Origin of the sequence: Rhizobium sp. CCGE 510 (assembly GCF_000292525.1) — a bacterium.
Classification (GTDB): Bacteria; Pseudomonadota; Alphaproteobacteria; order Rhizobiales; family Rhizobiaceae; genus Rhizobium.
Window position 1 is genome coordinate 108986 of record NZ_AEYF01000003.1, and the last position, 24588, is coordinate 133573.

A 24588-nucleotide genomic window follows, 5' to 3' on the forward strand; every position below is an offset into this window, starting at 1 on the left:
CGGTCATTCTCGCGAAAAGGGTGCGGTCGCCCCCTAGCCGGAGATCGCATCACCGAACGCAATCTTCCGACACCCTCCGGAAAGGCAAACCGTGGCCGAGAATGATTATGATGCCTTCGCGGCGGCTTATGACGCCGATAATGAGGTCAATGCCTGGAATGCCTATTACGAGCGGCCGGCCATTCTTGCCCTGGTCGGCGAAGTCGCCGGGCTTTCCGTGCTCGATGCCGGATGCGGCGGCGGGGCGCATGCGGCAGAGTTGATCGCGCGCGGCGCCATTGTCACGGGGATCGATTCCAGCGCCGGCATGTTGCAGATCGCGCAACGTCGCCTCGAAGGGCGGGTGCGCCTGCTACAGGCGGATCTGAGCGTTGCATTGCCGTTCGAGGATCAAGCCTTCGAGCTGATCCTCGCCTCGCTGGTCCTGCATTATCTGCCGGACTGGTCGGGGCCGCTCCGGGAATTCAACCGGCTGCTGCCTCCAGGCGGCCGCCTGGTTTTCTCGACCCACCATCCCTTCATGGATCACCCGTCGAGCGGCCACGACAATTATTTCGAGACCTACAGCTTCGACGAGACCTGGCAGCGCGGCGAAAAGCAGATCGCCATGCGCTTCTGGCACCGGCCGCTGCATGCCATGTTCGGGGCACTGAAATCGGCTGGATTTCTGATCGATATCGTCAGCGAACCCCAGCCCGACCCTCAAGCGGCCACGCTGTTTCCGCAGGCCTATCAGAGCCTGACGAGCACGCCGCGGTTCCTGTTCTTTTCGGTGGTGAAAACATGACGATGTGGATGACCAGAATTTCTTCTGTTGGTGCTCGGCCTTTTATTGACCGCATTGGGCGTGTTGTTCAGACCGTTCTGGTTGTCTGAATGGGGCCTGCCCACCTTCATCTTCCTGGCATGGCTGATCTTGAGCCTCGGTTTGGATGGGGAGGTAAAGACAAGCCATATTCGATCCGCTTCGGGTTCATCTGCGGCAGCGGCATGGCCCTCGTGCTTCTGGCAACAGTCTACATCCAGCGTTATGCAGGGCTTGGCCTGTCGCTCGCACTCCTTTATCTCGGCGTCAGAACGAAGTTCTTTGAACGCTGGAACTGAGCAGCCATGCTCCGAACCCGAGCAATGGAATAATCGGTGCCACTGATCAGAATTTTCCCTCCGCTCGGGAACAACAACCTCCGCCGCTCGTAAGTATGATGGGCCGTGCGGAGGTGCGTTATAACACAGCCATGCACTTCGATACTCTGTGCGGCCAACTCCTGCCTCGGCAGCGATGCGCTGACGCATGTGACGGATCGGATCGCCCGCCTTAGCCAAGAGATCGAGGCGTCGCAGCCTGTCACCCTCTCGACCGATGGGTGACAGGGGGAATGCGAACAAGCACAGCCGACGCCCTGGATATTTGGGCCAAGACTTACGACGCCTTGGGCTTTGCGAAGCCGAAGGTCTTTCGCAGACTGCTGTCGACGGCGTTTGCCGGCATGAACCGGCGCAGACGGCTGAGAAGCGTCGCCTGGCCACCAGCCGGTTGGCGCATCTTGTATGGACCGTTGATTGCCGCGAGGATCTTCTCGGCGACGGCCAACGGCGACGGCGCGGTTTTGATCTGGGCCTGTACCGCCTTGATGGTCGCATCGGCCTGCGTGGCGTAAACACCGAGGGGTGCTGCGGTTTGGGCCGCGTTCACATCGAGCTTGGTGTTGGTGAAGGTCGGTTCAACCAACACGACGCGCACGTTGAACTCGCGGATCTCATGGTCCAGCGACTCCGACAGTCCTTCGAGTGCATGTTTGCTGCTGGCATATAGTCCCATGAACGGGGCCGGCAGGAAGCCGAGGACCGAGCTGATATTGATGATCAGCCCACTGCGAGCGGCGCGCATGGAGGGCAGAGCAGCGCGGATCATGCGCAAAGGGCCGAAAACATTGGCATCGAACACCGCTTGGGCTTCGGCAGGCGACGTGTTCTCGACCGGGCCGACCAGCGAAACGCCGGCATTGTTGATCAGGACGTCGATCCTGCCTGCCTCGGACAAGACCCATTGAACAAAATCGGAGACCGAGGCGTCATCGGTGACGTCGGCAGTCCCATAGCGCACGCCGGGAATGGCATTGACACGCTGCAGGTTGCGCACGCCGCCAAAGACCTGGAAGCGGTTTTGTGCAAGAAGGCGGGCTGTGGCTTCGCCGATGCCGGAGGATGCCCCGGTGATGACGACAACTTTATTTTGAGACATGAATGCTCCTGGCTGGGCGCGAGTGGTTGATTACGGGCTTCGATAGAGGGTCGGACTTTTCACCCTGTCGCCAGGACAGCAGAACTTGGCATCCAAGCGCGTAAGATTTCGATTGACATCTATCCATCTCTTAAATGTCAATCGAAATATAAAATCAAGCACTTTTTGCTTTACGGAGATTTTTTCGGTGATCGCGCCTCCAAACGGGGCATGACGCCGAGCCCGAAGGCCCGCCGACATGACAGCTGGGAGCGGCATCGGCCTCAACGGGTTCAAGATTTCGGAGCGGCTGTCCCGGCGCGGTTTCGAGCGACCATTTCGGCGTGGGTCAGGCTCGTGCCTGCCGCGATGAATTCCTTGATCAGCGCGTCGCGGTTATCGGCTGCGCGGGGTCGATCCGCCGATCGCAGCGCCTCTTCCAGCTCACTTGCGGCAAGCTCGGTGCAATAGGCCGGGGTGCCGGGCTGCTGACGCCAGGACGCCGCCAGCCCGCCTGCATCCAGCGCATCGAAACCGGTGGCCTCGACCAGCCCCATGGCAATCGCCTTGGCGTGCGGCGCATCGCCTGCAACCGGGATGGCGATGCGTCCATCCGTGCCGTCAGGCCGCCCCTTCTCCGCCAGCGTTGCCGCCAGCACAGCGTTCCACGCCTTGACGACGGGTCGGCCGATTTGCCCGCTGACCCAAACGCTTTCGGGCATGCCGCCATCGACGTCGGCGATCGCACCGTCGCGAAACGGATAATAGTTTGACGTATCGATCACCACGACGTCTTCAGGCACGTCATTGAAGAGCCCACCGAGATCGCGATAGTTTGCGAACGGGATCGAAAGAACGACCAGCTCGACGCCCCGAACGGCTTCTTCCTTCGAAACGGCGGTCGCTCCGATGTCGCCGGCGAGATCGCGGATGGTGTCCGGCCCCTTCGAATTGGCAAGCTTGACCTGATGGCCGCCAGCGGCGAATTTTCTTGCCAGCGTCGCGCCGATATTTCCAGCGCCGATGATTCCGATCTTCATGGGATGTCCTTTCTCTGATGTGGAAGTAAGCCCGTTTCAATCGCCGGCGGGGCGAGCGAATGCGTGCAGCGTGTCGCGCAGATCGGCCAGCCTCTCGTCCGTGAGCTGGCAGGCGGTCTTGATCTTGTCGGTGACGGCCCAAAGCGCCTCGCGCAGGGATTCACCGGCTTTGGTAAGATGGATGAGCACCCGCCGCTCGTCGTTACGATCGCGCGTCCGGGTCACCATGCCTGCCGATTCCAGGCGCTTCAGCAGCGGCGTGATCGTGCCTGTGTCCATATCGAGCTTTAAACCCAATTCTCCGACGGCGCGGGGCGTTCCGCCATAAAGTTCAAGCATCACCAGGTATTGCGGGAATGTCAGGCCGAGCGGCTGCAAGAATGGCTTGTGAAGGCGCGCCATCCGATTGGCTGCGCCATAGAGCGCAAAGGAAAGTTGGGTGCCGACCGCGCGGCGGGATGCGATCTCGTTATTCGACATGGTTTCATCTAGTGTACATTTATCTAGTGCACTAGATAATGGCTTTGTTGGAGAGTACAAGATCGGCAGCGCTGGATTATAGCCTTGTCGACGGGCGCAACCATATTAGATTGCGATCTAGCTCTAATTCTGCTATAGATTTCCAATGAAATCTAATTGGAGATCGCTATGAGAGTCAGTCGCGCTCAGGCCGAGGCCAATCGTGAAACGGTGATCGATGTCGCAAGCCGGCTCTTTCGGGAGCATGGCTTCGACGGCATCGGCCTGAAAGACTTGATGAAAGGAGCCGGCCTCACCCAAGGCGGGTTCTACAAGCAGTTCGCATCGAAGGATGATCTTGTGGCGCTGGCATCCGGGCGAGCGATGGAGAACGCCATTCGCAGGTGGTCGAGGGTTGCCGCCGGAAGCGCCGATCCCTTCGACGCGGTTGTCGGCATGTATCTGTCGACCGGGCACCAGGGAGAGAAAAGTGACGGCTGCCCCTTGGCAGCACTGGGGTCCGATGCGGCGCGGCAGAGTGAAGAGGTGCGACTTCCGTTCCAGAAGGGCATCGAGGCGCATCTTCAGGTTCTCGACGAATTGATCCCGGCATCTGGTGGCACGAAACCCTATGACAAGGCCATGGTCGTCCTGTCCCTGATGGTGGGCGCCGTCACCATCTCGCGCATCATGACCGATCAGGGCATGTCGGAGCGGCTGCTTGAAACCGCGGCTGATGCAGTCAAACGCATCGCGGGCGACACAGCGGAGGAATGAGATCCCGGTTCTGCCGCTCAGGCGTTTTTCCAACCCTGCTAGGGCTTCGAATATAGGATTTCCGAGAGCCCGCCAAAGGCTAACACGGCACCGGCGGTGAGCATCACTACAGCAACGGCAATGATGATTTCGGTTCGTGTCATTCTCGATCAAATAGGCTTGTGGCTACCGGCCTCAATCGGACTTATGTCCCGTAACCTACCCCCTCATAGTGGTTAACATTCATGCAGCGGGGTGTATCATGTTTCGATGGAGATCCCTGTCGAAACCGCACTCGAAATGGTCGAACGCCACCTGCTCCGCGGTGAAGCGATCATCGAGCAGCAGCGCATGCTAATCCAGCGCCTCGGAAAGGCAGGCGCATCGACGGTCCAGGCTGAGCATCTTTTGGACGTCTTCCAGAGCATTCAGGCGGAACACCTGCTGCATCTTGCCAGACTCAAAACTGGGATTGACAGCCTACCCGCTGCCCTCACCAGGGATGGCAGATGAACCCCCGCGCAAAAATCGGCAAGAAACCGCTAGCCTGCTGAGCCGACCTCTTCCATCCGGCGTAGAAATCTAGGAATGCTCGCAGCTTCGGCAGCGAATGCCTCGACATTATCGCGGTGTTTATAGGCCAAGCCGACACTTGAAACGGCGGCAGACAGGCTTGGTCCCGAGCCGTTGACGATCAATCGCCCTTTGTGGCGATCTCGAACGCTCCCAGCTTGCCGCGGGCGACGGGGTTGATGGTGCTTGGTAAGTAGTCTGGCGAGCCGACCATCGGTTCCCGCTTGACTGTCTACCTACTGGAAGGTAGAAATAGCCGATGAGCAATCTTCTGACGACATCCGATGAGATCCTCGTCTCGGCGCGGGCGCTGATTACCACCGGCGGCTATAACGGCTTCAGCTATGCCGATATTGCCGCGGTCGTCGGCATCCGCAAGGCCAGCATCCATCACCATTTTCCCAGCAAGACCGATCTGGTGCGCACGCTGATCCAGCGATATCGGGAGGATGCCGAGACGGGGGTGGCGGCTCTGGAGCAGAATGTGCAGGATCCGCTCGAGCTTCTCAAAACCTATGCGGGCCATTGGGCCAAGTGCATCGACGATGCCAGCCGGCCGTTTTGCGTCTGCGCCCTGCTGGCGAGCGAACTGCCGGCGCTGCCGCCCGAGGTCGCCGAGGAGGTCAAGGGGTTCTTCCGCTTCCTCTCGGCATGGCTGACCTCGGTCATGGAACGCGGCGCCAAGACCGGAGCTTTGAGCCTGACCAGCGACCCTGGCGTCGAGGCCGAAGTGTTCATGGCGTCGGTCCATGGCGCCATGCTTTCCGCACGCGCTTACGGAACACCGGAGGTGTTTCCCACCATCCTGGCCCCGACCCTGCAGCGGCTGTCCCCGACCGTCGCTCGGTAAGCTGCCGGGCGGAATGACCGCCCGTGGCGAGAACTGCGGCTCATGAAACTACCAACTAGTAGGAAGAACGATATGAACAAGAACTTTCTCCCCACCCTGATGTTCGGCCTCTCAGTGATCTCGTCAGCGGCCCCTGCCCATGCCGAAGACCAGAAGGCCCAAGACCAGAAGGCCCAGAACCAGAAAGCTGGCCAGATCCATGTCAGGGGCAGCATCGTCAATTACAGCGGCTCGACCCTCACGGTGAAGACGCGCGAGGGCGAGAGTGTCGATGTCATCCTCGCCGACGGTTGGAAACTTGCCAGCGTCGCCAAGGCCGATGTCGCCGACATCAAGCCTGGTAATTTCGTCGGCATCGCCTCCCTGCCGAAAGAGGGCGGCGGCGACGGCGCGCTCGAGGTGCTGATCTTCCCGCCGGCCATGAAAGGCGCCGGAGAAGGCAGCTACGGCTGGGACCTCAAGCCCGACAGCAGCATGACCAATGCCACCGTCGCAGATGCCGTCAAGGGCGTCGACGGCCGGACGGTCACCGTCACCTATCACGGCAAGGATAAGAAGATTTCCATTCCGGACGGCACGCCGGTCGTGACCATCGCTCCGGCAACCAAGGATGATCTCGTTGCCGGCGCCGTCGTCTTCGTGCCCGCCGAAAAAACCGCCGCCGGCACCATCGCCCATCAGGTGCTTGTCGGCAGGAATGGCGTGGTTCCGCCGATGTGAGCCACGCCGTCGCCGGTCGGCCGGGCCGCCCCCGGTTCGACCGGCGATCCCCAGGGAATGCTCCCTGACCGCAGCCGATCGGTGCGACCGCCTATCTGAGCCACCTCCCAAGCCTGCTCATGAGCGGCGGCATCCCGGCTGCGATCAACACCAAACTCACCAAGGAAAACCTGATGACCATCGATCAAATGACCGTTGCCTCCGGCGACAGGGACCCGTGGCTGACGCGCTATTATTTCACCCGCGCAGCGTTTTCTCTCCTCTGGGTCGCCGCCGCCCTGACAACCGGCCGCCAGTCCCTTCCCGTCGCGGCCGCCCTGCTGATCATCTACCCGGCCTGGGATGCCGCCGCCAATTATGTCGATGCCGCGCGCGAAGGCGGCCTGGCTGGAAACCGCAGCCAGGCGCTCAACGTCGCCGTCAGCGCGGTGACAACCGCTGCCGTGATCGTTGCTCTGACGATGAGCATGAACTCAGTCCTCGGCGTCTTCGGCCTATGGGCGATCTTTTCCGGCCTGCTGCAGCTCGGAATTGCCGTCCGGCGCTGGAGAACCAGCGGCGGCCAATGGTCGATGATCCTCAGCGGCGGCCAGTCGGCGGTCGCCGGCGCCTTCTTCATCGCCCAGGCGCAAATGCCCGAACCACCATCGATCGCCAACATCGCCGGCTACGCCGGCCTCGGCGCCTTCTATTTCCTGGTCTCGGCGGTGTGGCTGGGGGTGACGCAGATGCGGCGGAGGTAGCCGCCGGCTGCCGCGGGCAGTTCTCCAGGCCCGAACTAGAGATTGCCGCCCGCCCCTCATCCGGCTGCCGCCACCTTCTCCCCGTAAACGGGGCGAAGGGGAATAGCCGCAACCTCCTGTGCCTCGCTAGCCTTTTGCAAGGCACGTCCCCTCTCCCCGTTTTTTACGGGGAGAGGGTTAGGGTGAGGGGCGGCCATCGACGCCAACTGGACGGCCGTGACCCTGAGCCTGGGATCCATGTCCGCGGCTGATGGAGGCCGGCGTGGATCCTCGGGTCAAGCCCGAGGAGGACGAAGGTTGGGGTAAGCGCTGTGCCAAACACAGCGTCGACGGACGGAGGAAGGGGCGGCCGTGTCGTGCCGGGGCGAACGTCAGAACGGCCCGCCAGCGCTTCCTGCGGAGATGGTGGCTGAGATTGATCAGTCGGGACCAACGATATCAACTGGGAATTTGTAATAGTTGCAGCTGCTCATCGAAAAAACCGCCACACCATCACCTATCTCCCGGCGTTGAAGCTCCCATTCGAAAGTGTCGTCGTCCCCGAGCCCGGCAAGCACCGCCATCATGGTCAGCTCCCTTATCGGCCCTGGAGGATAGACCGTGCCGTACACGATTGCCTCCGTTCCAGAATACTTGCCTTTGATCACTCTCTTGATCTCCAAATCCACCCGTGTCATGCGCGTTGGAGTACCGTCCGTCACGAGCAAACCGGATTCGCCGATCGACAGCGATTTCACCCGCGCCTCAACCACGATCTCTGCTTTCGCCAGCAACTCATCCTGCGGCGGGCATCGAGGCAGTCCGGCTGCCGGCCTTAGACCGACAACCAGCAGAGCAAGAACTGCTTTGACGCATAGCCGCATAGGCCGGTTCCGGAATGCTCTCAGCATCTGTATCTTTCCTGGTGAACGGTCATGTCTATTTCGCCTTGATTGTGTGAGGCTGAAAACGGACATCGTCACGCAATTGCATGAACCGCCGCCTTTTCTCCGTAATCTAGGAAATGCCCTTCTCGCCAAGCCCTATGGAACAGCGCCGATGCTCGACTTTGATCCGCTCTATTCGACCCAGCAGGTTGAGGCGATCGAACGGTCCATCAATCAGCACTATTCGCTGACGGGGCCGGTCTCTTGCCAGATGCTGCAACGCGGCCTGAACGACGTTTATCTTGCCGTTGGCAGCAACGGCGAGCGTTATGTCTTCCGGCTTTCCCATCGGCGCGCGCGGGGTCCAGCCGACGTCAAGACCGAAACGGCTTTTCTCACACACCTCACGCAATCGGGGGTTCCGGTCGCTGCACCGATCCCGACACGTGATGGCGCCTTGTTCCTGCAGGGATATGCGCCGGAGGGTGCGCGCGAGGGCGTGCTGTTCCGGGCGCTCGATGGCCGCAAGCCACAGGCGACGGATGCCGGCGATGCCCGGGCCAACGGCAAGACCCTTGCTCTGATGCACAATGCAGCCGAGGCATTTTCGCCGGACGGAGCGCTCTATCGGCTTGACCTCGAACACCTGCTGCATCGGCCGCTGGCGCGGATACGCGACAGCGGCATTGTCGAAGACGCTGATGTCCGCAGCGATCTCGAACAGATCGCGGCGCGGACCGCAATGGCGATCGACGCCTTCGGCAATCTGACCTGGACCTATTGTCATGGGGATTGTCACGGCTTCAATGCGCGGATCAGCGACGCCGGCGAAGCAGTGTTTTTCGACTTCGACGACGGCGGTCCGGGATACCTCGCCTACGACCTGTCGGTCTTTCTCTGGGCGCAAGTCTCCTTCGGCCGGAGCTCGACCGCCATGTGGGACGCCTTCATCGATAGTTATCGCGCCGTGCGGCCGATCACGCCGGACGATTTCGAAGCCGCCCTCCGCTTCGTGATCGTCCGCCACGTCTGGCTGATGGGCGAATACGCCAGCCGTGCCCAGGAATGGGGCAGCGAGACCGTCGGCTGGATCGCACGCGAAGCGGATTTCCTGAAGACCTGGGAGATGGAGCAATTTGTCGATCGGCTGTTTTGAAAGCGGGTGTTGTCAGGAGGTCTTCAAGGCAAGGGGATGCTGCTTCGGATAAACTGATTGCCGTTAGCGCCGTGCCGTGTAGCCCCCTCATCCGACCCTTCGGGCCACCTTCTCCCCGCTGGGGAGAAGAGGGAGAATGCCGTTTCGCTGTCGACCCCATTGGACGGAGAGCCTTTAAACAGGCGGTTCGTTTGGCAGTATCGACGCGCCTTGCTCCCCTCTTCTCCCCTCGGGGAGAAAGGTGCCCGAAGGGTCGGATGAGGGGGCTGCACGGCACGCCTTTCATGAGCACACTTCAGCTGCTCCATCACCCACCCCTCGCCCCGCGCAACGCGATCAACCCCCGCCGCAGCCACAATAGCTGTTGCGGCGGCATCTGGCGCAGGTGTTCGTAGTCCATCACCGTGACGTTATAGACGGTGCTTCTCACCTGCGGGCCGTCCTGGCAGCGGAGGAGAATGCCCTGCAGGGCCATCATGCGGTTGCTGGCTTTGCGGGCGCGGTCGGCGAGGCTTTCGGTGACCTCGCCTTCGTGGCCTTTGACGGTGAAGAGCGATTGGGCGCGCGGGCTTGGGGCCGGGATGCCGGTGGTTTTGTGGTAGCGGGCCATGGCCTCGGCATAGTCGTCGCCGGCTTGGCGCTGCTCTGCGCTGATCAGGCCGTCGAGGAACATGCGGCCGAGGGTATAGCCGGCAAACGGGCTCTTGACCGTCTCGTCATCGACCGTCCTGCCGAAGCCGTGGATGCGGCGGCGGGCTGATATGGCGACGCTGATATTGTCCTTCTCGGTCTCGAACGGCTTGATCTTGCCGCCGGGAAAACGCTCGACATTTGCCTTGCGCGGCCGGCCGGCGCCCTTGTTTGCCCGCTGTGTCCTGGCCTTGGCTGCTTTGCCACCCATGCTGATTGTCCTTCCTATCGAATGATGCCGTTGCGCAGTGCGGCGGCGACCAGTGCGGTATCCTTGAAAACGCCGAGTCTCATCTTGGCGTTGGCGATGTGCGTATTCACGGTGACGGGGGAGATGCCGAGAATGGTGGCGATCTCGGCGGCGGTCTTTCCGGCCGCCATCCAGCCGATGATTTCGGTTTCCCGCAGGGTGACCTTGCTCATGATGATGCCGGCCCGTCGATGCAAGGCACGCGCGGCATCGTCACCTCAGCCCCCGACAAGGTCACCCGCGTGACGCGGTCGGGGTGGCGGATCGGCGTCGGCGCCTCGCGGGTCTCGGGCGGCGGCTGCCGGGCGTCCTGGCGCGAGGGGAACCTGTCGCGGTTGCGGTGCGCCATGTTGATGACGGTGTTCTTCTTCGAGCCGAACAGGTTGGCGATCTCTCTTGCCGAGAGCCCCTGCTGCCAGAGCTTCTGCGCCTTGAGGATCTTGTCTTCCGTCCAGAACAGGCTTCTCACCTCAATGCCTCCTCGTGTCGTGCGGCTCGTGCAATGATCGGGTTGTCGGGAAACATCTTCGCCAGCTCCCGCTTGGCGCTGCGGCTGCCGTTGGCCGCGTCGCGCAGCAGCTGCATCTTGAAGACGGCGACCTTCGGCTGCGGCGGCTCGGGCGCCGGCTCGATGCGCGGCCGGCTTTGCGCTGCCATCGCCGCCTGCTGATTTCGGCATTCCTCGGCAAAATTGGCGCTGCTCGGGGCAAAGGCGCGGTTATGATCCCTCACCTTTCCCGCGATGAAGCCTCTGGCGGCGCGCCAGACCGCCTCGGCCGGAATGCCGTCGATCGCAAGGAGATAGGCGCGGATCTGCATATCGGGATCAGTGCCGGCGGATGCCGGGAAACCCGAAAGCATCCCCGCAATGATCTTCACCGGAGAGGAAATCTCTTGCGGCATCGACTGTCGTCCTTCTCGTACTGCTGTTGATCGACCCGGCTTCCCTCGCCTTCTCCTTGAGGTACCAGTCGCATTTGATCGCCTGCCAGCCGCGGAAGATCTGCATCTCGGCGGCGCCGGTCGGATCGCCGGTCAGCAGATATTCCCTGGCCTGCATCCGTGCGGCGTAAGCTGTCAGCGGCTTCCGCAGCGTGCGTTTGCGATGCTCGATGACGGCTGCCGCCAGCTCCTCCCCCAGCACCGGGCCGAGGATATCCATGATGTCCTTGTCCATTGTGTCCTTCGCCATGCCGTTTTCCTTTCTCCCGCCGCTCAAACCTGCCGCCGCTGCCCGCCGAAAAAGTTGACCGGCGTGCCCGGCTTGATCCGATGAGGAAAGCGGCAGATCGCCGCGCCGGCATGATCCTGCTGGGCGGTATCGCCGTTCTCGGCGCTGCGACGCCGGTGGATCTCGCTTTCCACCGAAGGCACCGACATGCCGAGGATGGCTGCGATTTCGATATAGTCCCTGCCGGTGCGGAAGAGCTCGAGCGCGTTCATGCCGGGGTGATCCTTCTTGTCCATTTCGAGCGCAGCGGGCCGTTGCCGCCGAAGCGGGCGCTGCCAGTTGCTTCATGTGAGTTCATCGACGGCGCTCCAGTCTGCCGGGGCCGCCCGGGGAATAGCTGCCGGCGTCGCCGAGGGAGGGCGACGACGCCGGCCACCGAGAGCCGTCAGGGAGGGGTGAGGCTGTCGGGATGGGTGAGCGCAGGCGCGCCGGGGACATCGGCTATCTGCCGCATCTCCTTCGGGCGCGTCTGCCGGCCGCAATTTTCGCAATGGCGCTCGATCACCTCGGCGATCGACAGCGCCTTGCCGCAGTTCGGGCAGCCGGTGTAGCGGGCGTTTTCGCGCTGGGACGGGCCGACTGCTGCCTCTGTGGAAGCGTGAATGTTTTGGCTGTTTGTCATGCGTATAGGGTACATTTAATACCCCGTACGTCAAGCAGAAAAAGGCATGACATATACCCTGGAATGGGGTATTTTTTATATCATGTTGAAAGATCAGGAACAATTTGAGCGCGAAGAACGCGCAAAGCGGCTGGTCATGGCCAGAAAGAACGCGGGCTTTGCCGGGCCGAAGGCGATCGTCGATCGGTTCGGCTGGAATGCGAATGTCTATAAGGCGCACGAGTCCGGCCGCAACGGCTTCGGCATTGCCGATGCGAAGAAATATGCCCGCGCCTTCAAGGTCAATCTCAACTGGCTGCAGTTCGGCACCGGCAACGCGCTCGATCCGGATGAGCTGCCGGTCTCCGTCGCCGACGTGCCGAAGATCTCCTGGGTCAGCGCCGGCCAGCTGAGCGAGCAGGCCCCGATCACCGACTTTTCGGAATTCCCGACGGTGGCAGCGCTCGATCTGCCCGATGGCGAATGGATCGCGCTCGAGGTCGAAGGCAATTCGATGAACAAGATCTCTCCGCCGGGCTCGATCATCTTCGTCAACCTGCGCGACAAGCGCCTGGCGCCGAATGCGCTCTATGTCGTCGCCGACGAGACCGGGGCTGCCACCTACAAGCGCTATCGCCCGAACGACAACCCGCCCTTCCAGCCCGCCTCCTACGAGGATGTACCGCCGCCGGAATTCCAGGGCGCCGTCACCATCGTCGGCCGCGTCCGCCGATCGATCATCGAGATGTAGGGATCGATACCCGGCAGCAATTCTGCAGATAAGCCATATTCATCAAGGAAACCAAGATGATCCGCCCTTCCTCGCGCGCCGGCAGAATTTGGTTCTATATCGTCACATCAGCAGTGTTTCTGCTGGCGTTCAGCGCCGCGCGCGAGACGTACGGCCTGTAGGGTTTTTGCTCCGATCCCCGATCCGGCGATCAGCATCATCAGGGGCATCGGGTCGTTTCCTCCTCTTTAACCAGAAGTTGCGGACGGTTCGGGTGCCGTCCGCGCCCCACCCGCGCTACCGCCGGATGGAACGAATGGCTTTAGAGAAGATGTCGTTCGACAGCCTCTCCCACGATCATATAAAATTCGGTGATTCCAACACCCGCCTCGATAGCCGCGATTCCGATCTCGTTACGCCTTCCGTTTTTCTCGCAGCACCAGACTCCAAGATAAGCCTTGTTTCTATCTCTCTATCCTAGCTCCTGAAGGCTGGTGAGGGAGGGTTCCGGCCAAAGCTTCCCCCTACCCCATGAGCAAAGCCCATGAAGCCGGGAGAGCATTGGCCAAGTCCTGAAGGCCGGAGCCGGGATGGGACACGTGCCAGAGGGGCCATTCGCTTCGCCCTCGTCCTGATTTTCTGACAGCGCACTTAAGGACTTTCGCTTCCCGCGCCGCTGGGCTTCGTCAGCTCGGGAGTTGCACCCGGTCGCCCAATCACTGGCGACAGACATACGCCTATGATTCGTACCTCGTCAATCTGTAAGGTATTTTTTATACCTTTCACCATTGACGCATTGAGGTATTATATATACCTTTCTTCACAAGCCAATCGGCGGCGCGTGAGAGGACAGGCGATGCGGCACATCCGCAATATCGAGACCGAGGAGAGCAAGCGCGACGCCCGCTGGAACGGCGCGCGGGGGATCGGCGACTGCAGCGCCTATATGGCGATCGAGGCCCAGCGCATGGGTGCCCTCGGCTTTGCGTTCCTGCGCCGTCCCGAACATTCGATCCGCGGCCCGTCCTGGCTGCGGGGTGCCGCGGCCTCCGTCGAGGAGCATTACCGCTATGCCCGCGAGATCATGGGCATGACCGATCACGATCAGTTTTACGCCTGAGGGGAGCGGAGATGTCTGCCGATTGCATCATCAAGGCCTTTTCCGGCTGCGCCTGCTCAGGCAATGGATGCACGGAGAAACCCCTCACCCCGGCACCGGTCACCTTCATCTCCTGGCGCAAACAGGCGATCACCTGCCTCACCTTCGGCTTCCTCGCCGCGATCATTTCGGCCGGCTGGATGGAGACGCAGTTCAAGAACCAGGACCGCGCCGATCAGGAGCGAGTGTCATGGAAGTGAGCCAGGGCTTTGCCCGGCATCAGCGATCACGAGCTATATTTGATGTCGCTCGCCTTGGCCGCGGTAATGAAGGCGCGGCGCACCTGCTCCGGCCCGGCGGCATCGTTGAAGACGTCAAGCACAAGCCGCTCGGCAACCTTGGCCGCCGGCGTCTGGTCGGGCCAATCGTTCAGCAAAGTGTTGCCGGCCTGGACGACATTATAGACCGTCCTCACCTTGCCATTGATGGTGATCTTCACCGGTTTGAAGCTTCGTCGCTTGCTCATGGCGCAGTATCTCACACGGAACGCGACTCAACGAATCACTTTGGGACTCGTTCCGGTTGATTCGAAAATCGGCGCATCAAGGCCGATTCGGGCAGCCCGATGCCCCCGCGTTGCTGTTCGACCGCGCCGTTATAACTTTCCCGCAGAAAAATTATAACTGGAGAGAAGAGCGAACTGGTGAGGCCTTCTGCGGCAGGGGACGATCTGAACCTCATCTAAACCCTACCTTCCAGAAGAGATCGTGATATGCTCGGAGTCCAATTTGGAGAAACAACTATGTTGAAAAATCATATAGTTGGACTGGCGGTTGGCGCGCTTGTGGTTTTTGTGACCGACGCAGTAGCGACTGCCGATCCGCTCCCCAAAGGTTTTGAACGCCACAAGTTCAACGGATCGGTTAGACCGGAGGCCAAGGACGGCGTGACCCGGTTTCAGATATTCGACCGTCAGTGTTCGAACGTCGACTATGGAGATGGACGCGGCGAAAATGATTGTCGCAATGGCAACGTTCGCTCGACGATTCGCTATACGCGAGACATGAAGGCTGGCGAAAGCGTCGAATACAAGTTCGATTTCCGGCTCGATCCGACGTTTGGCTACAAAGGCTGGCACAACAACTCCGCAAACGGCTTTTATCCCGACGGCTGGGACAGCCATTTGCGTTTCGCGTCCTGGGAAGGACCGGCAATCCACAATTTCATCTACATGCTGAAAGCCGACACCCGCAACGGCGTGAACTTTCTCGCCCGCCAGTGCCAAAAACCGGAAGATTTCGGCAAATGGGCGACATTCTCGCTGAAAATCCGATGGGCACACGATGAGAGCGGATGGGTTGCGGCAAGCTGCGACAACAAGGTGATCTACGCCGCCGAGGGCGAAGCAACCAACCAGGCGCCGCATTGCTGGGAATCGAACGAGTGCGAGCCGCAATCAAACCGCGACCCAAAATCATTCAACTTCATTCTCGGCCCGGTGATGATGGGTTGGGGTCATGACTGGAAGACCTATGACCATCATACGTCCCAGTTTGACGTGGTGCAGCCGGATGGTATCGGCATCGATGTCCGCAATGTCAGTGTGACCCGCGGTGTCAGCGACTATTCCGCCGAACAAGCAGCTTTGCTCAAGAGGTTGCAGCAGCAACTGGCTCATTTGGGCTGCAAGCCAGGGAATGTCGAGGGCAAGCCTGACAAGACAACACGGCAAGCCGCGCTCTCCTGCCGCAAGTTCGAGAGCGGTTCGCTTCCCGAGGCGCTCAACCTCACGACGCTGCAAGCCTTCGCTGACGCCTATGCCAAGCCGGAGACGGCAAGTCTGCCTTCAGGCAACGCCGCGGCTGGTACCGTTTCGTCAAAACCGAGGATCTATATCAAGCTGGGCGAAATGCTTGCCATGAAGACGGGCAAAGACACCAAGGTGAATTCCAACTTCTTTGGCAAGATCAAAGGCGCCAAGAAGGGGCAGAACGAGCTGGACTTCGTTATGCTGGGTCAGTTCGACTACACTGACAACACGTTCAGCCAGCTGTCATTTCTTCTGCAAGACAAGCTCTCCAAGGCCGAAGTGAATGCGGCGGCCAAGTGCGGCTATGGGACGATCAGATTTCCAGACGGCTCAGATCATCTGGAGATCCGCATGCAACGTTCAGGAAACACGTTCTCCTCCCCGCCAAAAACTGACTGCTTGATTCAAGCGCTCGGTAAACGACCGGCATCGCAGGTTCCCTACCTGACCACGAGGTTTGCCGATCTGGCGAAATCAATGGTTTCCGACGGCAGTTGGAAGAAACTTAGGCATGAAGGTTTGAAGATATTTGTCAAACGTGTTGCGGATGGTGAGATCACAGTCGGCGGCTGAGATCGCAGCACAGCGCCACACGTTCCATCAGCCGCGGCTTCGTCCTTCAGGGGTGGAATATGCTGGGGATTTTTTGCCGAGATCAGCGGATACGAAAAACCCCGCCGGAGCGGGGTTTCTAGCTGGTCGGAGTGGAGTGATTCGAACACTCGACCCCCACGTCCCGAACGTGGTGCGCTACCAGACTGCGCTACACTCCGTGACCAGCGGCGCTTCTATAGAACAGCCTATCTGGTTGCACAAGCACCAAATTCCAAAAAGCAGGTGGAATTTTTGACGGGTTGATGACAGGGCGGGCAGTGCGCCGCTGCTGCAAAAAGACACACTCGGAGCAAATCGTCGGGAAGTGCCACAGGGGCAATTTTCTTTTGCCGGGTTCCGCGCTAAAGGGCTCGACGGGACAGGCGAAACCGGGCGTAAAGAGCCGATTCGCAGCCACTGCGCTTGAGATCAGGGACGATACGATGAAACTCCGCACCATCACCGCGGCCGGGCTTGCAATTGGGCTTGCCGGATGCACCACCTTACCTTCCGCCGGCAATCCGATCGAGGCCCGCTGGGTCGGCAAATCGGCCGGCATCTTCTTTGCCGCCTACGGGCCGCCGCTCAGCGATCGCGAGGAAGGCTCGAGCACCGTCTATACCTGGCGCGGCGGCTATAAGACCGTGCGCATTCCGGCGAAATATGCCGAAGGCGCCGACGGCAAGCGCGGCAAGCAGATCGCCGCGGGCCGCACCGCCTATCTGCGCTGCCAGACCGAAATCACCACCAGCTCGGATTACACGATCCGCGACATCCGCACCGTCGCCGATATTCCCGGCGTCGACGGCCCGTCCTATTGCGCCGAGTTCCTGGCGCCCGAACAGAAATAACGGGCGAGCCGAAGAGATGAGCAAACAGGCGGCCGATGTGCCGCCTGTTTTGTTTCGGCTGAAGGCCGCCAGGCCGGTGAACCGCTGCCACGTCCGTGGGCCCAGTTGTGCTCTTCAGTGCTCTCGGCTACATTTTGCGCAAGGCTTCGCCTTGATGTTGCTGACACTCATTCTGCCGGCGATCCGCAAGGGCCGCAAACAGGCATTCGATGCGAGCGAGGACTGGAACAGCCGATGACAGTCGCTCCAACGAAGCCGGCGAGCCATCCGTTGCGAGGCGTCCTGGCGCTGGACGATTTCGAGGCCAAAGCGAGGCGCCACCTGCCGCGCCCGCTGTTCGGTTACATTGCCGGCGCAAGTGAGACCAACGCATCCCTGCGGATGAACAGGGATGCGTTTCAGAAGTATTCTTTCAAGCCGAGAGTGCTCATCGACGTTTCGGCGCGCAGCAGCGAAACATCGATCTTCGGAACGACCTATGCCGGGCCCTTCGGCATCGCGCCGATGGGGATCAGCGCCATGATGGCCTATCGCGGCGACCTGGTTCTGGCCTCGGCAGCGGCGCAGGCAGGCATTCCGATGATCATGAGCGGCTCGTCGCTGATCCGGATGGAAGAGGTGGCGAAAGCCAACCCCGATGCCTGGTTTCAAGCCTATCTGCCTGGCGCGCCGGAGCGGATCGACGCCCTGGTCGACCGTGTGGCGGCTGCCGGTTTCAAAACCATCCTGCTGACCGTCGATACCGCAACGCTTCCAAATCGCGAGAACAACATCCGGGCGGGCTTTTCGACGCCGCTGCGCCCCAGTCTTCGGCTGCTGTGGCAAGGCCTGTCACACCCGCGCTGGAGCCTTGGCACATTTCTTCGCACGCTCGCAAACCACGGCATGCCGCATTTCGAGAATTCTTATGCCGAGCGCGGTGCGCCGATCATCTCCTCCAAGGTGATGCGTGACTTCGCCAAGCGGGATCATCTGAACTGGTCGCACTTGCAGCGCATCCGGGACAGGTGGAGCGGGAACCTGGTGGTCAAGGGCATCCTGCACGAGGACGATGCCGTCAAGGCGGTGGAGGCCGGCGCCAACGGCATCATCGTCTCGAACCATGGCGGCCGACAGCTGGATGGCGCCATGTCGCCATTGCAGGCGCTGCCGGGAATCGTCGAAAAGGCCGGACAGTCCGCGACCATCATGATCGATGGCGGCATAAGGCGTGGAACCGATATTCTCAAGGCGCTGGCCTTGGGCGCGAAGTTCGTTTTCGTCGGAAGACCGTTTCTTTACGCGGCCGCAGTCGCCGGACAGGCGGGCGCCGAGCGCGCAATCGAGGTCCTGCAGACGGAAATTCAGCAGAACATGGCGCTGCTCGGCGTGACATCGCTTGCCGAGCTCAATGAACAGCACGTGCTGCGACATGACGGCTAGAGCAAGCAGGCGACCGATGTGCCGCCTGTTTTGTTGCAGCGGTTGGCGCGGCATGCCACTTTAAAGCATGGAAAACAAACTGCCCAACGGCGCCGAAATCCGGCTTGATCCTGACGAAGCGCTTGTTCTCTTCGAACTCCTCTCCCGCTGGAGCGAGGATAACAACGCCCCGACGCCGGACGCGTCCTGTTTCGAAACTACGGCCGAATGCGCTGTGCTGCACAGGCTGCTTGCCGAACTCGAGAAGCAGCTGGTGGCGCCCTTTCAGACGGATTATCGCGACGCCGTCGACATCGCCCGCAGCCGCCTGGCCTCGGCATGGGAGTATCCGACGTTAAGGGGGTGATCCTTCAAGGTGGGGCTTCGAAGTTGGAGGCTTCCTCAGCCGCCGCGCACCTCTTGGGCTCCCACCTGCCGATCCAAACGACACACTCGCGACCAGCCCCGTGTTTAAAAAGGGCTTGCCGCACGCAACCATCCGGCGTATGTCTTGGCCGTCGCGAAAAGCGGCTGCTTCCCTTGATCCGCTCAGTAGCGGAGTAAACAGGTGGACGAATTGTCGTCCAGGCGGTCGAGCACACGCCCTCCATGCGCCAGCGCATGGATCGGCCAGCACCTCCCAGAAACCAAACGCCTGACACGTCAGGCTTCATCGTGAGCCATCGGCGCGCGCCGAGCAATTCCAATGGTTTGTCCAGGGATTGCCCGCGACCAAGGCTGGAGCCGTTTCGCGCCTTGATGAAGGCGGGAACCGTTCCGGCGGCGCTGCGTGCTCGCGTCGACCCGGAACGCACCATGACCAGATCCCTTATCGTCATCTTCACCGCCATTGTCCTCGATGCCGTCGGCATCGGATTGATTTTCCCGATCCTGCCGTCGCTGCTGCGCGACATTACCCATGCCGAAAACGTCGCGCCGTACATCGGCACGATGACGGCGCTCTATGCGGTGATGCAGTTCATCTTCGCCCCGGTGCTCGGCGCTCTCAGCGACCGGCTCGGCCGCCGGCCGGTGCTGCTGATTTCGCTGGCGGGCGCGGCCGTCAATTACCTGTTCCTGGCGTTTGCGCCCAATCTCTGGATGCTATTCATCGGCCGGGCGATCGCCGGGCTGACCAGCGCCAACATTTCGGTCGCCACAGCCTATATCACCGACATTTCGCCGGAGGAGACGCGCGCCCGCCGCTTCGGCCTGTTCAACGCGATGTTCGGCCTCGGCTTCATCATCGGCCCGGTTCTCGGCGGCCTGCTTGGCGATCATTGGCTGCGGCTGCCGTTCATTGCGGCGGCCGTGCTCAATGGCGCAAACCTGCTGCTCGCGCTGTTCATCCTGCCGGAATCGCGCCCGGGCAGCCGCGAGAAAATTGATTTTTCCGCGCTCAATCCGCTGAGACCGCTGCGCGCGGTGCTGGAGGTCAAAAGCCTGCTGCCTGTTGTCATCCTGTTCTTCATCTTCAGCGCCACCGGCGAGGCCTACGGCACCTGCTGGGCGCTGTGGGGACAGGATGCCTTCCAGTGGAACGGGCTGTCGATCGGCCTTTCCCTCGGCGCCTTCGGCATCTGCCAGACGCTCGCCCAGGCCCTGCTGCCGGGACCGGCCGTCAAACTGCTCGGCGAACGCCCGGCGATCCTGACGGGTGTCGCCGGCGTCTCGATCGCGCTCACCGTCATGGCCTTTGCCGGCCACGGCTGGATGATCTTCGCGATCATGCCGATCTTCGCCCTCGGCGGCATCGGCGTGCCGGCGCTGCAGGCACTGGCCACCCGGCAGGTCGACGAGGACAGCCAGGGCCAGTTCCAGGGCGTGCTCGCCTCAGCCGTCAGCCTCGCCTCGATCATCGCGCCGCTCGGCTTCTCCAGCCTGTATTTCCTCACCCGGGAGGAATGGCCGGGCGCCATCTGGCTATCGGTGGTCGTGGTCTATGGGCTTGCGGTGCCGCTAGTTCTCGGCCTCAGGCTGAAGACGGCGGAGCGGGCGGCGGCGGGCTAGCCGGTCGTGGTGTGTTTCGTTTGGCTGCGTGGCGGCGGGACGCACCCCCCTCTGTCCTGCCGGACCCGGGGTCGAGCCACGGGTCTCGCCCCGTCCTTCGGCCCCCCCCACAGGTGGGGAGATCGGATAGACGTTAGGGCCTCCCCAAACAATTGCCATTTGGAATCAACGTATCGGCAGAGAGGGACCGAGCGTTGGCCTCCTGCCGATCTCCCCCTTGTGGGGGAGATGCCCGGCAGGGCAGAGGGGGGTGCCACAGGACACGACGCCCCCGAACGCTACGTCGGCTTACGCCGACCTGCCCCTCATCCGGCTGCCGCCACCTTCTCCCCGTAAACGGGGGCGAAGGGGACAAGCCGCGACCTCTCGGTCTCTCACCAACCTCTCGTAGGGCACGTTCCCTCTCCCCGTCAGAACGGGGAGAGGGTTAGGGTGAGGGGCAGCTTCTTGGCCAAGAACCGGACAGCGAGAGTTCCGTGCCCCGCCTAAGCCGCCTCCCCCGCCTGCATCGCACCCTCCGCCAGCTTGCGCGCCGCAACAAAATCGACCTTGCCCGAACCCAGCACCGGCACCTTGCCGATATTGACCTCGGCTGGGACCATCATGTCCATGGCGCCCTTGGATTTGGCGAAGGCGAGGAATTCGGGGCGGGTGGCGGTGGGGGCGTCGGTGAGCAGCACCAGGCGTTCGCCCTTCTTGGCGTCGGGCAGCGAGGAGACGACTGAGAGGGCGCCCGGCCAGAGTTCGGCGGCCAGTGTTTCGACGGCGGCGAGCGAGATCATTTCGCCGGCGATCTTGGCGAAGCGTTTGGCGCGGCCGCGGATCTTGACGAAGCCGTCCTCGTCGATAGTGACGATGTCGCCGGTGTCGTGCCAGCCGTCGGCGAGCGGCTCGAGCACACCGGGCTTTTCGGCGCGGAGGTAGCCGGCCATGACATTGGCGCCGCGCACATGCAGCCGGCCGCCCTCATCGATGCCGGGCACCGGTTCGAGCTTCCAATCCATGCCGGGCAGGATTTTGCCGACCGTGCCGGATTTGTTGTACATCGGCGTGTTGATCGAAATCACCGGCGCCGTCTCGGTGACGCCGTAGCCTTCCAAGATGCGCAGGCCGAATTTTTCCATATAGGTCTGGCGGGTCGAAGCCTTCACCGGCTCGGCACCGGAGAAGATGTAGCGGATCGAGCGGAAATCATACGGATGCGCGGTCCTCGCATAACCGTTGAGGAAGGTGTCGGTGCCGAAGATGATCGTGGCGTTGGAGACATAGATCAGCTCCGGCACGATGCGGTAATGCAGCGGCGACGGATAGAAATAGACCGGCACGCCGGAGATCAGCGGCAGCACCGTGCCGGCCGTCAGCCCGAAGGAATGGAAAACGGGCAGGATGTTGAACACCTTGTCGCCGCTGTGGAAATCGATGCGGGCGGCGGCCTGGGCGGCGTTCGACAGGATGTTGCGGTGGGTCAGCACCACGCCCTTCGGCGTGCCCTCGGAGCCGGAGGTGAAGAGGATGACGGCCGGATCGTCGGCCAAGCGCTTCACCAGCGGCCGCGCCTTGCGCAGGAGTCCGCGGATCTTGTCGATCGCGCTGACCTCGGCCCTGAGATCATCGAGCCAGACGATCGTCACCTGCTTTTCCATCTCCTCGACCACCGGGCCGAGTTTGGCCTGGGTGACGAAGGCGCGCGAGGTCAGCACGTGTTTTATCTCCGCGGCCTTGCAGGCAGAAAGAATATTGGCGGCCCCGGCGGTGAAGTTCAGCATCGCCGGCACCTTGCCGGCGCTCATGACGCCGAGCAGGGTGGCGGCGGCGCCATTGGCGTTCGGCAGCATGACGCCGAGATTCGCTTCCGGGAATTTCGCCCGGAATTTTGCGCCGAGCACGGCAGCGCCGGTCAGCAGCTTGCCATAGGTCAGCCGGCCGGTGACCGGATCTTCGACGGCTGGCTTTTTCATGCCGAATTCGTGGCCGGCCTCGATGACCCGCTCGAGCACGGTGGTCGAGGTATCGGCGGTCTGGAACATCAGGTTCGACATCACCTGATAGAGGGCGGCGCCGGCCGCGGTGCGGCGCTTGCGGCCTTTCAGCTCGGCCGGCACTTCGAGTTTCACCGGATCGAGAATGGTGACCTTGACCTTGGGAAACAGCCGGCGGCGGATCTTGCCGTTATCGAGATAAGAGAGATAGCTCTTCTCCAGCCCGTCGATCCTGACCGGCACCACCATCGAGCCGGTCTTGTCGGCGACCATGGCGGCACCGTCATAGACCTTCATCAGCGTTCCGGTCACCGTCAGCCGGCCCTCGGGGAAGATGCCGATCGGGTTGCCATCCTGCACCACCTTGATCAGCGAGCGCGTCGCCATCGGCTTGGTCGGGTCGAGCGGCAGGAACTTGCACATCTTCAGGAAGGGCCGCACCCACCAGGCCTGGGCGATCTTGTAATCGACGGCGAAGGTCGGCTCTTCCTCGGTGATGGCAAGCGCCAGCGCACCGTCGAGCAGGCTGACATGGTTCAGCGCAATGATCGGCGCGCGGCCGGCCTTCTTGATATTCTCCAGCCCCTCGACCTCGAGGCGCATGAAGGCGCGGAACAGGATCGAGATGAAATCGCGAAAAGGATTGGTCGGCAGCGTCTTCAGCATCAGCCAGGCGACGGCAAAGTTGAGGATGCCGAGGCCGATCAGAATCTGCGGTATCGAGGCGCCGAGCGCCTGGATGGCGGCGACGAGGCCGAGGCCGACGGTGATGAACAGCGCCGAGAGCACATTGGCGGCACCGATGACGCGAGCGCGGCGGTCCTCATGCGCCCAGGTCTGCAGGCCGGCGAAGGTGGGAACGGCGATGAAGGCGCCTGATATGGCAAAACCGGCGAGATCGATGGCGACGCGGATGGTATTCTGGCCGGCGAAGAAATCGGCAATCGTCGTCGCGTGGGCGAGCGAGTGCTGGCCCCAGAGGTTCCAGGCGAGATCGAGGCTGAAGAGGCCGAGCAGCGCCGTGCCCACCGGGGCCGGCAGCAGCACGATGCGGCCCGACGACATCCAGGCGGCAATGGCCGAACCGACGGCGACGGCAATGGCGAAGACGGTGAGATAGGCGGGAACGACGAGCTCGGAGCCGCCGAGCAGCTCGGTGACCATGGTCGGCAGGATCGACAGCACGAAGGCGCCGACCAGCCAGAACCAGCAGTTCATCAGCGCCGAACGCCAGAGCCGCTTGTCCTCGCGAATTTCCATGACCAGCGTGTAGCTGGAGCGGATGACATTGCGGTCGATCTGCAGATCCGGCGCCTTGGAACCGGTCGCCGGGATCATCCGGCTGGCAAGCCAGCAGAGCACCGACAGGCCCATCATCATCGAGCCGAACAGCAGCACGTTGTCGCCGCTGGAGAAGGCCAGTGCGGCGATGATCGTGCCGGCGAGGATGGCGATGAAGGTGCCGCCCTCGATCCAGGCATTGGCCTTCGGCAGGTCGCGGCGTTCGAGATGATCGGGCAGGATGCCGTATTTGATCGGCCCGAACAGCGCCGAGATGACGCCGAAGCCGAAGAGCGCGACCATCAGCACAAAGATGGAGGAAAAGCCGAGGCCGACGACGGCCAGCGCCGCAATGCCGATCTCGCAGCGTTTCAGCAGCTCGGCGATCTTCGCCTTGTCATGCTTGTCGGCGAGTTCGCCGCCGAGCGCCGAGAGCAGCAGGAAGGGCACGATGAGGATGACGCCGGCAAGCGTCACCAGGGCGGCCCCTTCGCTCGCCGACATCTTGAAGAGAATGAGGAACACCAGGGTGTTCTTCAGAAAATTATCGTTGAAGGCCGTGAGGAACTGGGTCCAGAACAGCGGCGCGAATTTCCTCGATGTCATCAGCTTGGTTTGCACGGGCTTGTCCCTCTTTCGGCTCGGCTGAGAAGGCCACAGAGTCGTTACCCAAAAGT

General features: G+C 61.7%; 30 protein-coding genes, 1 tRNA gene and 1 pseudogene. 18 read left to right on the plus strand and 14 right to left on the minus strand.

The genetic code is table 11. The features are described 5' to 3' along the window. The first annotated feature begins 91 nt into the window (after nucleotides 1–91). The 3 genes and pseudogenes from RCCGE510_RS03245 to RCCGE510_RS35455 form a co-directional block, all read left to right on the plus strand. Complete coding sequence (locus RCCGE510_RS03245) at nucleotides 92–787, plus strand: class I SAM-dependent methyltransferase (RefSeq protein ID WP_007627112.1); 696 nt, start codon at nucleotides 92–94, stop codon at nucleotides 785–787. 89 nt (nucleotides 788–876) lie between these two features. After that, a complete protein-coding gene (locus RCCGE510_RS03250; protein ID WP_007627113.1) occupies nucleotides 877–1104 on the plus strand; it encodes a hypothetical protein in 228 nt (75 codons plus the stop codon). A 165-nt stretch (nucleotides 1105–1269) separates the two neighbouring features. After that, nucleotides 1270–1368, plus strand: a pseudogene (locus RCCGE510_RS35455) (short-chain dehydrogenase/reductase); the annotation flags it as partial. Between the two features lie 52 nt (nucleotides 1369–1420). Here RCCGE510_RS35455 and RCCGE510_RS03255 read toward each other — a convergent pair. The 3 genes from RCCGE510_RS03255 to RCCGE510_RS03265 all read right to left on the minus strand — a co-directional run bounded on the left by RCCGE510_RS03255 (nucleotide 1421) and on the right by RCCGE510_RS03265 (nucleotide 3741). After that, a complete protein-coding gene (locus RCCGE510_RS03255) occupies nucleotides 1421–2242 on the minus strand; it encodes an oxidoreductase (protein ID WP_007627114.1) in 822 nt (273 codons plus the stop codon). Nucleotides 2243–2514: 272 nt separating this feature from the next. Further along, nucleotides 2515–3261 (minus strand): NAD(P)-binding domain-containing protein, encoded by a 747-nt coding sequence (locus RCCGE510_RS03260; protein ID WP_007627115.1) that lies wholly within the window; start codon nucleotides 3259–3261, stop codon nucleotides 2515–2517. Nucleotides 3262–3297: 36 nt separating this feature from the next. Next, nucleotides 3298–3741, minus strand: coding sequence for a MarR family transcriptional regulator (locus tag RCCGE510_RS03265; protein WP_007627116.1), 444 nt, complete (start codon nucleotides 3739–3741; stop codon nucleotides 3298–3300). Between the two features lie 168 nt (nucleotides 3742–3909). Here RCCGE510_RS03265 and RCCGE510_RS03270 point away from each other — a divergent pair, with 168 nt between their 5' ends. The 5 genes from RCCGE510_RS03270 (at nucleotide 3910) to RCCGE510_RS03290 (ending at nucleotide 7362) form a co-directional block, all read left to right on the plus strand. After that, nucleotides 3910–4497 (plus strand): TetR/AcrR family transcriptional regulator, encoded by a 588-nt coding sequence (locus tag RCCGE510_RS03270; protein ID WP_007627118.1) that lies wholly within the window; start codon nucleotides 3910–3912, stop codon nucleotides 4495–4497. A gap of 249 nt (nucleotides 4498–4746) precedes the next feature. Beyond that, nucleotides 4747–4989 carry a hypothetical protein gene (locus RCCGE510_RS03275; RefSeq protein ID WP_007627120.1) on the plus strand — a complete coding sequence of 81 codons (243 nt, stop codon included), beginning with the start codon at nucleotides 4747–4749 and terminating at the stop codon, nucleotides 4987–4989. A 319-nt stretch (nucleotides 4990–5308) separates the two neighbouring features. Further along, the gene (locus RCCGE510_RS03280) at nucleotides 5309–5899 is read left to right on the plus strand and encodes a TetR/AcrR family transcriptional regulator (protein WP_007627123.1); all 591 of its coding nucleotides are present in this window, start codon (nucleotides 5309–5311) and stop codon (nucleotides 5897–5899) included. Between the two features lie 72 nt (nucleotides 5900–5971). After that, on the plus strand, nucleotides 5972–6619 hold the full coding sequence (locus tag RCCGE510_RS03285; protein ID WP_007627124.1) for a hypothetical protein: 648 nt from the start codon (nucleotides 5972–5974) through the stop codon (nucleotides 6617–6619). A 173-nt stretch (nucleotides 6620–6792) separates the two neighbouring features. After that, complete coding sequence (locus tag RCCGE510_RS03290) at nucleotides 6793–7362, plus strand: hypothetical protein (RefSeq protein WP_085989752.1); 570 nt, start codon at nucleotides 6793–6795, stop codon at nucleotides 7360–7362. 419 nt (nucleotides 7363–7781) lie between these two features. Here the strand turns inward: RCCGE510_RS03290 and RCCGE510_RS03300 are convergent, their stop codons facing one another. Then, a complete protein-coding gene (locus RCCGE510_RS03300; protein ID WP_007627127.1) occupies nucleotides 7782–8252 on the minus strand; it encodes a hypothetical protein in 471 nt (156 codons plus the stop codon). Between the two features lie 148 nt (nucleotides 8253–8400). Between RCCGE510_RS03300 and RCCGE510_RS03305 the strand changes: the two genes are divergently transcribed. Further along, nucleotides 8401–9384: a phosphotransferase gene (locus tag RCCGE510_RS03305; protein ID WP_007627128.1), complete on the plus strand. Its 984-nt coding sequence runs from the start codon at nucleotides 8401–8403 to the stop codon at nucleotides 9382–9384. Nucleotides 9385–9691: 307 nt separating this feature from the next. Here RCCGE510_RS03305 and RCCGE510_RS03310 read toward each other — a convergent pair whose 3' ends face one another. From RCCGE510_RS03310 to RCCGE510_RS03340, 7 genes are all read right to left on the minus strand, one after another. Continuing rightward, nucleotides 9692–10285 (minus strand): hypothetical protein, encoded by a 594-nt coding sequence (locus tag RCCGE510_RS03310; protein WP_007627129.1) that lies wholly within the window; start codon nucleotides 10283–10285, stop codon nucleotides 9692–9694. 14 nt (nucleotides 10286–10299) lie between these two features. After that, nucleotides 10300–10497: a helix-turn-helix domain-containing protein gene (locus tag RCCGE510_RS03315; RefSeq protein WP_007627135.1), complete on the minus strand. Its 198-nt coding sequence runs from the start codon at nucleotides 10495–10497 to the stop codon at nucleotides 10300–10302. Continuing rightward, nucleotides 10494–10793: a GcrA family cell cycle regulator gene (locus RCCGE510_RS03320; RefSeq protein WP_007627136.1), complete on the minus strand. Its 300-nt coding sequence runs from the start codon at nucleotides 10791–10793 to the stop codon at nucleotides 10494–10496. Before RCCGE510_RS03320 ends, RCCGE510_RS03315 begins: the two co-directional genes overlap by 4 nt. Beyond that, nucleotides 10790–11185, minus strand: coding sequence for a hypothetical protein (locus tag RCCGE510_RS03325; protein ID WP_007627137.1), 396 nt, complete (start codon nucleotides 11183–11185; stop codon nucleotides 10790–10792). Before RCCGE510_RS03325 ends, RCCGE510_RS03320 begins: the two co-directional genes overlap by 4 nt. Next, a complete protein-coding gene (locus tag RCCGE510_RS03330; RefSeq protein ID WP_007627138.1) occupies nucleotides 11151–11516 on the minus strand; it encodes a hypothetical protein in 366 nt (121 codons plus the stop codon). The genes RCCGE510_RS03325 and RCCGE510_RS03330 overlap by 35 nt, the downstream gene beginning before the upstream one ends. Before the next feature lie 23 nt (nucleotides 11517–11539). Then, nucleotides 11540–11767: a sigma-70 family RNA polymerase sigma factor gene (locus tag RCCGE510_RS03335; protein ID WP_157179862.1), complete on the minus strand. Its 228-nt coding sequence runs from the start codon at nucleotides 11765–11767 to the stop codon at nucleotides 11540–11542. Nucleotides 11768–11940: 173 nt separating this feature from the next. Then, nucleotides 11941–12177 (minus strand): hypothetical protein, encoded by a 237-nt coding sequence (locus tag RCCGE510_RS03340; protein WP_007627140.1) that lies wholly within the window; start codon nucleotides 12175–12177, stop codon nucleotides 11941–11943. 82 nt (nucleotides 12178–12259) lie between these two features. Here RCCGE510_RS03340 and RCCGE510_RS03345 point away from each other — a divergent pair, with 82 nt between their 5' ends. The 3 genes from RCCGE510_RS03345 (at nucleotide 12260) to RCCGE510_RS03355 (ending at nucleotide 14245) form a co-directional block, all read left to right on the plus strand. After that, a complete protein-coding gene (locus RCCGE510_RS03345) occupies nucleotides 12260–12907 on the plus strand; it encodes a S24 family peptidase (protein WP_007627142.1) in 648 nt (215 codons plus the stop codon). An 835-nt stretch (nucleotides 12908–13742) separates the two neighbouring features. Beyond that, a complete protein-coding gene (locus RCCGE510_RS03350) occupies nucleotides 13743–14006 on the plus strand; it encodes a hypothetical protein (protein WP_007627145.1) in 264 nt (87 codons plus the stop codon). 11 nt (nucleotides 14007–14017) lie between these two features. After that, nucleotides 14018–14245, plus strand: coding sequence for a hypothetical protein (locus tag RCCGE510_RS03355; RefSeq protein WP_007627146.1), 228 nt, complete (start codon nucleotides 14018–14020; stop codon nucleotides 14243–14245). Nucleotides 14246–14271: 26 nt separating this feature from the next. On the opposite strand, the gene RCCGE510_RS03360 is transcribed toward RCCGE510_RS03355, so the two are convergent. Continuing rightward, complete coding sequence (locus tag RCCGE510_RS03360) at nucleotides 14272–14511, minus strand: DUF982 domain-containing protein (protein WP_003587993.1); 240 nt, start codon at nucleotides 14509–14511, stop codon at nucleotides 14272–14274. 276 nt (nucleotides 14512–14787) lie between these two features. Between RCCGE510_RS03360 and RCCGE510_RS03365 the strand changes: the two genes are divergently transcribed. Further along, nucleotides 14788–16368 carry a hypothetical protein gene (locus RCCGE510_RS03365; RefSeq protein ID WP_007627147.1) on the plus strand — a complete coding sequence of 527 codons (1581 nt, stop codon included), beginning with the start codon at nucleotides 14788–14790 and terminating at the stop codon, nucleotides 16366–16368. Nucleotides 16369–16491: 123 nt separating this feature from the next. On the opposite strand, the gene RCCGE510_RS03370 is transcribed toward RCCGE510_RS03365, so the two are convergent. Beyond that, a tRNA-Pro gene (locus RCCGE510_RS03370) sits at nucleotides 16492–16568 on the minus strand. A gap of 264 nt (nucleotides 16569–16832) precedes the next feature. Here RCCGE510_RS03370 and RCCGE510_RS03375 point away from each other — a divergent pair. The 5 genes from RCCGE510_RS03375 (at nucleotide 16833) to RCCGE510_RS03395 (ending at nucleotide 20651) form a co-directional block, all read left to right on the plus strand. Further along, nucleotides 16833–17240, plus strand: a complete 408-nt coding sequence (locus RCCGE510_RS03375) for a hypothetical protein (protein WP_007627149.1) — start codon at nucleotides 16833–16835, stop codon at nucleotides 17238–17240. 16 nt (nucleotides 17241–17256) lie between these two features. Continuing rightward, nucleotides 17257–17478 carry a hypothetical protein gene (locus tag RCCGE510_RS03380; protein WP_037077608.1) on the plus strand — a complete coding sequence of 74 codons (222 nt, stop codon included), beginning with the start codon at nucleotides 17257–17259 and terminating at the stop codon, nucleotides 17476–17478. Further along, nucleotides 17475–18662, plus strand: a complete 1188-nt coding sequence (locus tag RCCGE510_RS03385) for an alpha-hydroxy acid oxidase (protein WP_007627151.1) — start codon at nucleotides 17475–17477, stop codon at nucleotides 18660–18662. The genes RCCGE510_RS03380 and RCCGE510_RS03385 overlap by 4 nt, the downstream gene beginning before the upstream one ends. 67 nt (nucleotides 18663–18729) lie before the next feature. After that, nucleotides 18730–19008 (plus strand): hypothetical protein, encoded by a 279-nt coding sequence (locus RCCGE510_RS03390; RefSeq protein WP_007627153.1) that lies wholly within the window; start codon nucleotides 18730–18732, stop codon nucleotides 19006–19008. 449 nt (nucleotides 19009–19457) lie between these two features. After that, on the plus strand, nucleotides 19458–20651 hold the full coding sequence (locus RCCGE510_RS03395; RefSeq protein WP_037077641.1) for a tetracycline resistance MFS efflux pump: 1194 nt from the start codon (nucleotides 19458–19460) through the stop codon (nucleotides 20649–20651). A 485-nt stretch (nucleotides 20652–21136) separates the two neighbouring features. Here RCCGE510_RS03395 and RCCGE510_RS03400 read toward each other — a convergent pair whose 3' ends face one another. After that, nucleotides 21137–24532, minus strand: coding sequence for an acyl-[ACP]--phospholipid O-acyltransferase (locus RCCGE510_RS03400; RefSeq protein WP_007627158.1), 3396 nt, complete (start codon nucleotides 24530–24532; stop codon nucleotides 21137–21139). Nucleotides 24533–24588 lie beyond the last annotated feature (56 nt).